This window comes from Janthinobacterium sp. CG_23.4 (assembly GCF_029892305.1).
GTDB classification, from domain to species: domain Bacteria; phylum Pseudomonadota; class Gammaproteobacteria; order Burkholderiales; family Burkholderiaceae_D; genus Janthinobacterium; species Janthinobacterium lividum_D.
Genome location: NZ_JARXUX010000001.1, coordinates 4,168,117 through 4,179,790, shown reverse-complemented (window position 1 = coordinate 4,179,790; position 11,674 = coordinate 4,168,117). Strand labels below are relative to the sequence as shown.

9 protein-coding genes are annotated in these 11,674 nt (G+C 61.3%); 5 read left to right on the top strand and 4 right to left on the bottom strand.

Annotation, left to right across the window (positions count from 1 at the left end; translation table 11 throughout):
- Nucleotides 1-20: 20 nt before the first annotated feature.
- Nucleotides 21-245, top strand: a complete 225-nt coding sequence (locus tag H4V96_RS18750; RefSeq protein WP_196855087.1) for a hypothetical protein — start codon at nt 21-23, stop codon at nt 243-245.
- A gap of 52 nt (nt 246-297) precedes the next feature.
- Here H4V96_RS18750 and argH read toward each other — a convergent pair whose 3' ends face one another.
- Nucleotides 298-1,695 (bottom strand): argininosuccinate lyase, encoded by a 1,398-nt coding sequence (gene argH, locus H4V96_RS18745; protein WP_196854963.1) that lies wholly within the window; start codon nt 1,693-1,695, stop codon nt 298-300.
- Between the two features lie 274 nt (nt 1,696-1,969).
- Between argH and H4V96_RS18740 the strand changes: the two genes are divergently transcribed.
- Complete coding sequence (locus H4V96_RS18740; RefSeq protein ID WP_010401442.1) at nt 1,970-2,167, top strand: hypothetical protein; 198 nt, start codon at nt 1,970-1,972, stop codon at nt 2,165-2,167.
- Nucleotides 2,168-2,282: 115 nt separating this feature from the next.
- Here H4V96_RS18740 and H4V96_RS18735 read toward each other — a convergent pair whose 3' ends face one another.
- A complete protein-coding gene (locus H4V96_RS18735) occupies nt 2,283-3,671 on the bottom strand; it encodes a YfcC family protein (protein ID WP_128089141.1) in 1,389 nt (462 codons plus the stop codon).
- Between the two features lie 9 nt (nt 3,672-3,680).
- Nucleotides 3,681-4,817: a succinylglutamate desuccinylase/aspartoacylase family protein gene (locus H4V96_RS18730; protein ID WP_196854964.1), complete on the bottom strand. Its 1,137-nt coding sequence runs from the start codon at nt 4,815-4,817 to the stop codon at nt 3,681-3,683.
- 241 nt (nt 4,818-5,058) lie between these two features.
- Between H4V96_RS18730 and H4V96_RS18725 the strand changes: the two genes are divergently transcribed.
- From H4V96_RS18725 to H4V96_RS18715, 3 genes are all read left to right on the top strand, one after another.
- Entirely contained in the window at nt 5,059-6,018 is a 960-nt protein-coding gene (locus H4V96_RS18725) for a MurR/RpiR family transcriptional regulator (RefSeq protein WP_196854965.1), read from the top strand.
- Nucleotides 6,019-6,053: 35 nt separating this feature from the next.
- Nucleotides 6,054-8,843, top strand: coding sequence for a TonB-dependent receptor (locus H4V96_RS18720; RefSeq protein ID WP_196854966.1), 2,790 nt, complete (start codon nt 6,054-6,056; stop codon nt 8,841-8,843).
- 150 nt (nt 8,844-8,993) lie between these two features.
- Nucleotides 8,994-10,247 (top strand): cyanophycinase, encoded by a 1,254-nt coding sequence (locus H4V96_RS18715; RefSeq protein WP_196854967.1) that lies wholly within the window; start codon nt 8,994-8,996, stop codon nt 10,245-10,247.
- On the opposite strand, the gene H4V96_RS18710 is transcribed toward H4V96_RS18715, so the two are convergent.
- Complete coding sequence (locus H4V96_RS18710) at nt 10,238-11,503, bottom strand: DUF418 domain-containing protein (RefSeq protein ID WP_196854968.1); 1,266 nt, start codon at nt 11,501-11,503, stop codon at nt 10,238-10,240. The two genes, H4V96_RS18715 and H4V96_RS18710, sit on opposite strands and share 10 nt — an antisense overlap.
- Between the last annotated feature and the right edge of the window lie 171 nt (nt 11,504-11,674).

Here is an 11,674-nt window from a genome sequence, read left to right as displayed (position 1 = left end):
GCTGAATTTGGAATGCGGGCATGATATCAGCTCGCAGTTCGCAGTTCGCGCCTTTCGGCTTGAAGCTGGCTGACGGCCGTGAGCTTGCGCCTGGCACCTTGCATCCGAGCCTTGCTCTAGCCCTGGCGTGGGATCGCATCAAGCTGATCAACATTATCTGTACTTACACGGAGCTGACCCTGCTGCTGGAAGCGTCGCAGACGGGTGCCGCTTATTCCGTATTGTCGAAAATCGTCGCGCAATGAAAAACGCCCCGCTTGCGCGATGCAGCGGGGCGCTTGCGCGTGCAAGCGCGGATTATTTTTCCAGCTGGGTGCGCACGCGGGCGATCGCGGCGCGCACCTGGCGCGGCGCGGTGCCGCCCACGTGGTCGCGCGCGGCGACGGAGCCTTCCAGGGTCAGCACTTCGAATACGTCTTCACCGGTCAGCGGGGAAAACGCGCGCAGCTGCTCCAAGGTCAGGTCGGCCAGGTCGCAACCGGCATCGACGCAGGCGCGCACGGCCAGGGCCACCGCTTCATGCGCGTCGCGGAACGGCAAGCCCTTCTTGACCAGGTAGTCGGCCAGGTCGGTCGCCGTGGCGTAGCCTTGCAGGGCCGCCGCGCGCATCGCTTCCGGTTTCACCGTGATGCCACCGGCCATGTCGGCGAAGATGCGCAGCGTGTCGATGACGGTGTCGACGGTATCGAACAGCGGTTCCTTGTCTTCCTGGTTATCCTTATTGTAGGCCAGTGGCTGGCCTTTCATCAGAGTCAGCAGGCCGATCAGGTGGCCATACACGCGGCCCGTCTTGCCACGCGCCAGTTCCGGCACGTCCGGGTTTTTCTTTTGCGGCATGATCGACGAGCCGGTGCAGAAGCGGTCGGCGATGTCGATGAAGCCGATGCGCGGGCTCATCCAGATCACCAGTTCTTCTGCCATGCGCGACACGTGCATCATCAGCACGGCGGCAGCGGCGCAAAATTCGATGGCGAAATCACGGTCCGAAACGGCATCGAGCGAGTTGTGGCAGACATCGTCGAAGCCCAGCGTCTTGGCCACGCGCAGGCGGTCGATAGGGAAGGTGGTGCCGGCCAGGGCTGCGGCGCCCAGCGGCAAGCGATTGACGCGCTTGCGGCAATCGGCCATGCGTTCGGCATCGCGGCCGAACATTTCCACGTAGGCCAGCATGTGATGACCGAAGGTGATCGGCTGGGCCACCTGCATGTGGGTAAAGCCCGGCATGATGGTGTCGGCATGTTGCTCGGCCAGATCCGTCAGCGCGCTGCGCAACGTCGCCAGCAGAGCGGTGATGTCGTCGATGGCGGAACGCACGTACAGGCGGATGTCGGTGGCCACCTGGTCGTTGCGCGAACGGCCCGTGTGCAATCGCTTGCCCGCATCGCCTACCAGTTCGGTCAGGCGCTTTTCGATATTGAGGTGGACATCTTCCAGATCGAGCAGCCATTCGAACTGGCCGGTGGCGATTTCCTGCGAGATTTGCGCCATGCCGCGCTCGATTTCCGCGTAGTCGACCGGGCTGATGATGGCTTGCGCATGCAGCATTTCCGCATGGGCCAGCGAACCTTCGATGTCAAACAGCGCCAGGCGCTTGTCAAAAAATACAGAAGCTGTGTAACGCTTGACGAGGTCCGAGACCGGTTCGGAAAACCGGGCCGACCAGGCTTCGCCCTTTTTGGAGAATTGATCAGTCATGAAAGAAGTCCTTTAGTGTGGGGCGATTATAAACAAGGTTGGCCGGCGGTAGGGCTTTTAGGGGCTTGCAGGGCGCTGAAATGGTCAGCAATGGGGCTGGCAAGCCTCAAATGTCACGCTGCGGGCGCTATTGCGCGTTTCATCCCTTCTTTTTGTATTCTGTCCCGCGAAGTGCGCGTTTTGTCGCAAGCCGATGGTGATTCCAGGAGCATCGGCCTACAGTTCAATCATTGCAGGACAAACGGCAACGCCCCTTAATCTGAAGGAAAATAACATGAACATCATGAAAAACATGGAAGCCATCTTCGTTGCCATCATCGCCATCGCCGCTGCCACCAGCCTGGCCACTGCCGCCGTGCCGAAGTTCCGTGCTGCGCCGTCACCGATCGCTGCCAGCGCCGATCAAGCTACCATGCACACCGTCCATGTCAGCGCCAAGCGACTGACTGCGCAAGAAAAAGCCGCACTGTAAGCACGGCCAGGAAATGCAGGTAGTACGGGCAGGGCGGCAGCAGTAGTGCTACACAGCAACGCCTGGTCGGGCGTAAAAAGGCCATGCGCACTGGGTGTCGTCATGGCCGGGATTTTTACTGCCAGTGCATCAGGCAGGGGGGAATCAGGAGTAGCAGTGCGAGCGCCAGGTAAATCAGTTGCAGCGGAATCATCCACTTGGCCCAGGTAATCCACGGCACGCGCGCCAGCGCCAGCACGCCGACAGTGATGCCGGAGGTCGGGATCATCGGTGTGGTGAATTCGCCGAACTGGAAAGCCAGAATGGCGGTCTGGCGCGTCACGCCCACCAGGTCCGCCAGCGGCGCCATGATGGGCATGGTCAGCGCAGCCTGGCCGCTGCCGGAATGGATGAAGAAGTTGATCACCGACTGCATGAAGAACATCTTTTGCGCGGCAAAGACAGGGCTCGACGAGGCCACCAGGGGCGTGAGCGCATGCAGCATGGTGTCGATGATCTGCGCGTCGCGCGCCAGTATCATGGTGCCGCGCGCCAGCGCAATGACCAGCGCCACGCTGACCATGTCGCGCGCGCCCTGCACGAAAGAGGCCACCAGGCTGTCCATGTCGAGCCGCCCCACCAGGCCGACGACGATGGCCATGACCAGAAACAGCGCGGCGATTTCATCGATGAACCAGTCGTACTTGACGACGCCGACGACCATCGTCAGCAAGGTCGCCATGAAAATCCACAGCACTGCGCGGTGCGTGCGGGTCATGCCGGCAAAGCTGTCCAGGTCCATCGAGTGTTCGCTGCGTTTTTCGATATCGAGCAGATAGGTCGGGCTTTTTTCCGGATGGCGCTTGATGCGCGCCGCGTACCACATCAGGAACACGATGCTGACAGCGGTGGCGATGGCCCACACGATCAAGCGGTAGCCGATACCGGAAAAGATAGGCACGCCGGCGATACCCTGCGCGATACCGACGTTGAACGGGTTCAGGAAGGCGGCTGAAAACCCCACCTGCGAGCCGATGAAGGGGATCGACACGCCCGTGATGGTGTCATAGCCCAGCGCCAGCGCCAGCGGCACGAAGATCAGGATGAAGGGGATCGCTTCTTCGTTCATGCCGAAGGTAGCGCCGCCGAGGGAAAACATGGTGAAGAAGACGGGAATGATGGCGGCCCGCACGAAGCGCGAACTGGTATGCGCCTTGGCGATGGCCTTGATCAGCGAATCGAACGCTTCCGTCTTTTGCAGCACGGCGAAGGCGCCGCCGACGATCAGCACGAAGCCGATAATCAGGCTGGCGTCGACGAAGCCCTTGATGGGCGCCATCATCAGCGCGGCCAGACCTTGCGGCTTGTTATCCACATAGTGAAACGTGCCGGGAATGATCAGCTGCTTGCCGTTGACCAGTTGCGTGTCGAATTTCCCGCCTGGCACCAGCCATGTCGCTACGGCGATCATGGCCAGGATGGCGCATAGCAGGACGAAGGTGTTGGGGAGCTTGAATTTTTTCATGGGTGTCATTTATTGGCTCAGCAGGCTACCGCCACGGAAGGCGACGGCGCCGGCGACCTTGCCGACGTTCATGCCACGCAAGACGTGGCGGTGGGCACTGCGCGCAAAGAAGACACCGGCGACGCTGCAGCGCAAGGTCGTCGTCGTGCCGCTGACGGGATCGATCAGGTCGGCCAGCGCATCGCCGGCGGCCAGCACTTCGCCCATTTCGCGCAGATACACCAGTACGCCGTGATGTGGCGCGAGGATAGGCTCCACCCCGGCCAGCGGCGTCGGCTGGCATTGCGGCGCGGGCAGGTCGTCGCCGGCGCCGGCTAGCTCCAGCACGCCCTCGATGGCGAGGAAGCGCAGCAGGGCGGTGGCATCGCGTTCTGCCAGCGCATAGCTCACTTCCACTTCGCCGCGCAATTCAATGGTACTCGACAGGCAGGCGGCGGGAATCGGATAGCGTCCCTTGAAATGTGCGTCGAGGTCCCACCACAGGCGGCTGCAGGCTTCGTCGAACGGTTCTTCGCCGGCTGCCAGTTCGAGCAGCACGGCGCGCGCGCCTAGCAGTGCGGACAGGGGCGCGATCTGCGCCGCCAGCGGCGTGCCTGTATAGATATGCAGCGCCGCTTCGTTGTCGCAATGCAGGTCAAGCACAATGTCGGCATCGATAGCCATGCCCAGCAAGGTCTTTTTCAGCGTCTCCGCATCCGTGCCCGGCCGCCAGGCAGCGACAGCGCCGCGTGCGTGCTGGCGTATCAGCGCCACGTTGGCCTTTGCATCCTGCCCCAGCTGGCCATCGAGCCTGGTTTTCAGTTCATCTGCCACGTGGCGGTAGGCGCGGTTGAAGTTGATGCCAGTGGTCAGGTCGAAGCGACCGAACGGCGCGCCATGGATGGCTTGCGCCAGGCCGATGGGATTGGCAGCCGGTACCAGTATCACTTCGCCGTGGATCTTGCCCGCCGCCTCCAGCGCCAGCAGTTCGCGGCGCAAAAATTGCGCTACCAGCATGCCCGGCACTTCGTCCGCGTGCAGCGCCGCCTGAATATAGACCTTTTTGCCGCTGCGGCTGTCAGCCGCCGCCGTGCCAAAGTGAAAGCTGCTCAACTGGCAGGATACGCTGGCGTGCGCGGTGGAGATGGGGTGCTGTCGTACTTGCATGGTGAATTCGCCCCAAAACGGAGCGCGGTTGATGGATTTCGGTCGATTATGTAGCATTATTTTCACGAAGTAAATCAATGAAAATCCTGTTACAAATAATTGTTGAGTTTTCTTTTTGATATGCGTAGAGTGAGTCGCAGCGACGCGTTTTCGCCTTTTCATCCCTTTTTCTCGATGCACAAGAACACAGGCCGCCAGTGACATGAAATCATCCGCCAGTGCTGCCCGTAACAGCTCCCGCATGCCAGTGGCCTCCACCCTGTCGTCGCCCGATGCTGCCTTCGCGCAATCGTCGCTGGGGCAAACGCTGATGCACGTGCTGACCAGCGGCTCGACTTCGCAGCGCCAGATCGCCGATTACCTGCTGCGCAACCAGATGCGCGTGACGGCGCTGGGCATCGAGGAACTGGCCGATAGTTGCCAGGTATCGACGGCCACCATCAGCCGCTTCGCGCGTGACATCGGCCAGAAGAATTATTCGGCCATGCGTGGCGCCATGGCTGAAACGCTGCAATCGCTATTGCAGCCAGTCGACAAATTGCGCCGCACGATAGAACGGCGCGTGCGCGCCACATCACCCATCACGGAAAGTCTGGAGTATGCGGCTGCGAACATCGCCGCCACATCCGATGCCCTGTCGCCGCTCGCCATGCAGGCCGTGGTGCGGCGCCTGACGCGCGCCAGGGTAGTGTACGTGATGGGTTTTGGCCTGTCGGCCAACCTGGCGGGCATGCTGGTGCAGCATCTGCAGCCGTTTTGCCCGCATGTGGTCGAAGTGGTGGGCACAGGTGGTTCGGAAGTGGCGGCCGGGCATCTGCTCAACCTGACGTCACAAGACGTGCTGGCGGTGATCTCCTTTCCCCGTTACACGCTCGACTGCATCGGCCTGGCCAGCTTCGCGCGCGACCGCGGCGCCTGCATCGTCGCGCTGACCGACTCTCCCGCGTCGCCGCTGGCCGAACTGGCCGATCACGCGCTGTATGCGCAAAGCACGCACCCTGTCCTGCCCAGCAGTGCCAGCACGGCGCTGGCCATGATCGAGGCGCTGGCCGTGGCGCTGATGGTGTCGAACAAGAAGAACGTTGAAAAAGCGGCCCGCCTGAGCGAAGTCATCGCCGCCTATCTATACGGCGGCGAGCATGGCGTGCCGGGGCCCCGGAAAGCAGTATCGAGGCAACGCAAGGCAGTACAAAAATTATGACAAAAATTAAATATAGACGATTGGGGAGAGTTTCCATGCACATTAAAAGACAAGATGGCGCTTGCGTATTGCCACGCGAATCTGCGCTGGCGCAAGGCGTGCGCCTGGCGCTGGGCGCCTTGAGCGTATCGGCGGCGCTGGGCATGCTGGCCAGCGGCGCACAGGCTCAGGAGCAGGAGCAGGCTGGGGAGCCGGCGCAGAAAAAGATGCAGCGCGTGGAGATCACGGGCTCAGCCATCAAGCGGCTGGAATCGGAGACGGCGCTGCCGGTGCAAGTCATCACGCGCGCCGATATCGAAAAGGCGGGCGTGACGACGGCAGCCGAACTGATGGCGCGCGTCTCGGCCAACGTTGGGGGCTTGACCGATGGCGCCAGCATCAACGTGGGCGGCGACCAGCGCGGCTTCAACAGCGCCAATCTGCGCGGCGTGGGCACCTCGTCCACGCTGGTGCTGCTCAATGGCCGGCGCATGGCGAACTTCGCCTCGCCCGGCGACGATGCGGGCGTGGACTTGAATAACATCCCGGCCGCTGCCCTGCAGCGCGTGGAAGTGCTGCTCGACGGCGCTTCGGCCCTGTATGGCACGGACGCCATCGGCGGCGTCATCAATTTTATAACGCGCAAGGATTACCAGGGCGTGGAACTGAACGCTTACGGCAGCGGCACGCAGGAGGGCGGTGCCGGCAAGCGCACGGCCAGCATCACGGCCGGCACGGGCGACCTGGCTGTGGATGGCTACAATATATTTGCCGTGCTCGACCTGCAAAAAACCGACCGCCTGAACACCTCGCAGCGCAAGTTCATTCCGAACCTGCATGTGCCGGAACGCCTGGGGCATTTGCTGTCCGGCTATACAAGCCCTGCGAACATCATGTTGACGGATGAACAGTTTGACGCGCTCAAGGGATTTCCGCTAAACGGTCGGCCAATTTCAAAGGGAACGATAAATACTGGCACTCCCGGCTGTCATCCACCGGCCAACCTGAACTTGCCGAATGGTACAGGCGGCGTTGACGGCTGTACCTATGATTACATGGGAGATACGGAGCTTTATCCGAAATCCGACAAGCAGAATTTCCTTACGCGTGGAGTGCTGAAACTGAACTCCGACCATCAGCTATATGCGGAGGTCGCCTTGAGTCGTGCGCGTACCCACTATGTAGGTTCCTCCGCGCGCGTGAGAGCCTATGTCGATGCGAGCCGGATTCCGCAATTAGCAGGTTCTGGCCTCTTCACTACTATCGGTAAAGATGGTGAGCCGATCGACACCGAACTGGAATTGCGTATTCGATTGAGCGAAGGTGGAATGCGTACCAGCGAGCTGACCAGCGACAGCCAGCGCATCGTGGTGGGAGCGACAGGTACGGCGGCGGGATGGGATTACGATATAGGTGTCAATCATAGCGTGAATACAGTTCGCGACAGAGATACGCATGGATACCTGCTGTACAAAGAGCTCAAGAAGGGTATTGCCGATGGCCTTATTAATCCTTTTGGTCCCTCGGGAGCCGAAGGCAAGGCGCTGATCGACAGTCTTCAGGTCAATGATGAAGTGCGTCATGCTCGTGGCACTATGGATGCCCTGGATTTCAAGGTGTCGCGCTCCTTGATGGCCATGGGTGGTGGCGATATGGCGGTGGCTATGGGTGGCGAAGTGCGCCGCGAGCGTACGGACTTCCGTCCTTCCGAACTGCTGATGAGTGATAACATCAACAACGATGATGCCCCGGAAGGAGGCAAGCCCACCAGCGACAGCCGCAACGTGCAAGCCCTCTACGGCGAATTGCTGCTGCCGTTTACCAAGCAATGGCAGGCGCAGTTGTCTGGTCGCTATGACCATTACCAGCAGGTCGGTGGCGCCCTCAGCCCCAAGGTGGGCCTGACCTATCTGCCCAGCAAGCAAGTGCTGCTGCGCGCGTCGGCCGGCAAGGGTTTCCGTGCGCCTTCAATGTCCGAGTTGCACCGTCCCACCGTTTACAGCAGCACGGGAACCCTGCCTGATCCGGTGTATTGTGCGTCTATCGATTACGATTACACGCGATGCGCGCAAAACTGGGACACGCGCCGCTACAGCAACGATAAGCTGAAACCGGAGCGCAGCCGCCAGTTCTCGGCCGGCATGGTGCTGGAGCCGAGCCAGCACTGGACCTTCAGCTTTGATTACTGGAACATCAAGCGCACGGACCTGATCAGCGAAATCGGCGACGATATCATTCTGGGCAAGCTGGCCAAATACGGCGACCTTGTCCACCGCAACGCTGACAATGAAATCGACTATATCGAGCTGCGCAAGGAAAACCGCGGCGCGCAAAAGGCTGCGGGCCTCGATATTACGGCCGATCTGCATGGCGTGAAAACGGCATGGGGACGTTTCGGCGGACACCTGAGCGGCACCTATGTGCTCGACTCGAAAATCCAGACCAGCCCGGGAGACGATTTCATCAGCAATCTGAATGCCTTCGTCACGGATGGCGTGGTACAGCGCTGGCGCCATACGATCACGCTGGACTGGGATAACGGCGCGTATTCGGCCAGCCTGTCGAACACCTATTCGAGCGCTTATCGTGATCAGAATTCGGCCATCAACACCGATGACGGCAGCGTGGTCAAGCCGAACCGGGTGAAGGCCTACACGCTGTGGGATATGTCGGGCGCGTATGCACTCAGCCAGCAGTTCAAGCTGCGCGCGGGCATACAGAACTTGTTCAATACCAGCCCTCCCTACTCGAACCAGGCGTACTTTTTCCTGTCTGGCTATGACCCCAGCTATTCTGACCCGCGTGGCCGGCGTTTCTATGCCAGTGCCAATTACAGCTTCAAATAGGGCCGAAGAGCAGGAGATACCGCAATACCGCTGTCACATGCAGACGGTAATATCGTTTTCGATGGAGTTGGGTTGCAAGCAGCATAGGCAGCAAGGGCGCGCGCCCGTATCAACAAGCGTGCGCCACTTTTCTTGTATTCGAGAGGCATCATGAAATCATCTTTAAGCCTGTATCAGACCTTCCTCGCCGCGCTGCTGTTTGCGCTGGCATTGTGCAGCATCCATGCCGTGGCGGCGCCTGGCGCCAGTGCCATCGGCAGCGCTCCGCAGGGCACCCTCGTCATCATCGGCGGCGGCCTGCGCGCCGACAATGCCGAAGTCTGGCAGCGCATCGTCAAGTTGTCGGGCGGGCCAGGCGCGCGCATCGCCGTGCTGGCCTCGGCCGCGATGAACCCGGAAAAATCGGGTGAAAGCATCATTAAAAAACTCAATCAATATGGTGCCGATGCCTTTTTCGTACCGCTTGCCGTCAAGCTGCCCAATCGCGATTACCGCAAGGCAGCCGAAGATCCGGCCATCGTCACGCAGATCAAGTCGGCCACCGGCATCTATTTTGCGGGCGGCGACCAGGGGCGCATCACGCAAGCGCTGCTGCGCGCGGACGGCAGCCGGACGGCCGCGCTGGAAGCCATTTGGTCGGTCTATCGCAACGGCGGCGTGATCGCCGGTTCCAGCGCCGGCGCCGCCATCATGAGCACCACCATGTTTTATGACGCCAAGCCCGTGCTGGACATGCTCAAGATGGGCGTGACAGATGGCCGCGAGATCGCACCTGGACTGGGCTTCATCGGCAGCGATGTTTTTGTGGACCAGCATCTGCTGGTGCGCGGACGCTTTGCGCGCATGATTCCCGTGATGCTGAAAAAAGGCTATCACCTGGGACTGGGCATCGATGAAAACAGCGCCATGGTGGTTGACGCCATGCGCGACGTGGAAGTCATCGGCTATAGCGGTGCCTTGCTGATCGACCTGTCGGGCGCCATCAGCGACCGTGGCGTGAAAAACTTCAATATCAGCAACGCTGCCATCAGTTATCTGGACCGGGGCGACAAATTCAATCTCGTTACGCGTGCGTTCACGCCCTCGCCGGACAAGGCTGACAACAAGCTCGATCCGAACCAGCCCGACATGCGCGAGCCGGTGTTTACCAACGATATTCTCGGCAATAACGCCGTGCTCGACCTGATGGGCAACCTGATTGACAACGCGCAGCAGGAAGCCATCGGCATCGCTTTCGGCAACCCGCGCGATCCATATCCGGACCTGGGCTTCGAGTTCCGCTTCAGTAAAACGGTCAACAGCGTCGGTTACAGCTCGACCGAGGCGGAAGCGTATTCGGTGTTGAAACTGCGCCTCGATATCCGGCCGATCCAGCTGCGCCAGCCGCTGTACCGCTACAAATAGCCAGTGCTGGCGCTGGCGCGGCGCCAGCGTGGCCACGCGGCGTTCGTCAAGGCCCGGAGCAGCCACTCGACAGGGCCATACGCATGGCCGCGCAGCCACCAGTGGCTCAGTGGCAGTTGCAGGCTGAAGATGATGACAGCCAGCGCCAGGGCGCCTAGCGGTGAGACACTGCCCATCAGCCGCAGGCCATACGCGAGAAATAGCCAGGCGCAGACGGCTGACTGCAGCAGGTAGTTCGACAGTGCCATGCGGCCCGCCTCGGCTAGCAGGGCGAACAGCGTGCCATTACGCAGGCGCCCGAACAGGGCCAGCGCCAGCGCCAGGTAGGCGCCCGCCAGCAGCGGTGCGCTCGCCAGTCCCACGGCCAGTCCCGCCACTTGCCATGCCTGGCTGTCTGCATACACCGAGGTCCATGCATAGAATGCGGCGCAGGGCAATCCTGCCAGCGCGCCGGCCCATAGCAGGCGGCGGCGCAGCGGCAGATAATCGCTGGCGTGCAGCAGCATCTCGCGCTTGCCGGCGGCCATGCCGCACAGGAACATGGCCAGCGCACAGGGCGCCTGCACCAGCAGCAAGACGATCCAGATGTCATTCAGTTCGCGCACATGCTGGGCGATGACGGTGGCCGGCGTGGCACGGTAGGCGGCTAGCGCGCTCGCCGCCTTCTGCGCCATGGACACGGCCTGCTGGGCGGCGGCGTGCGCTGGCTGCAGGCTTTGCAGCCAGGCCATGGCCCCCCAGAACCCGACGCAGACGGTGACGAGCATCAAGGCCAGCGATAGTGCCTGGCGTTCGCCGCAGCGGTGCAGTACCAGCAGCACCATGCCCAGCACGGCATAGGTGGTGAGTATGTCGCCATGAAACAGAAACACCGCATGCAGGGCACCGATCAGCCACAGGCCCGCTTGCCGGCGCAGCATGCGCGGCACGAACGGCGCATTGGCGCGCGCGGCAGCCTGCATCTGCAAGGTGATGCTGTAGCCGAACAGGAAGGAAAACAAGAGATAGAACTTGGTCTCGAACAGCAGTGCGACGAGGAAGTGCGTGGCGCGGTCCACGCTGCCGTGAAATGCCGGATCGCTCAAGCCAAGGCCAAACCAGGGCGTGGCAAAGGCGCCGATATTGACCACCAGGATGCCGAACAGGGCGCAGCCGCGCAGGGCGTCGATGTCGGCGATGCGTGGGCATGGCGTGCTGGGTACATTGCTCATGGCGTCACGGCGGGCCGTGTGTTTCTCGGGATCGATGGTGCGCATGGCGGCTTGCGGTCCTTTTAAATATACAATGAATTGACTAGTCGATTTAATATGCAGCGATTGGATGGCATGGTCAAGTGCAGCGGGTGAAATGGGCGCTTTGCGCGCTCGCTTCCTGTCGCTACAATGTGCCGCAGCGCTTGTTCCCGTGCCTGCCGGCAGGCATGCGGA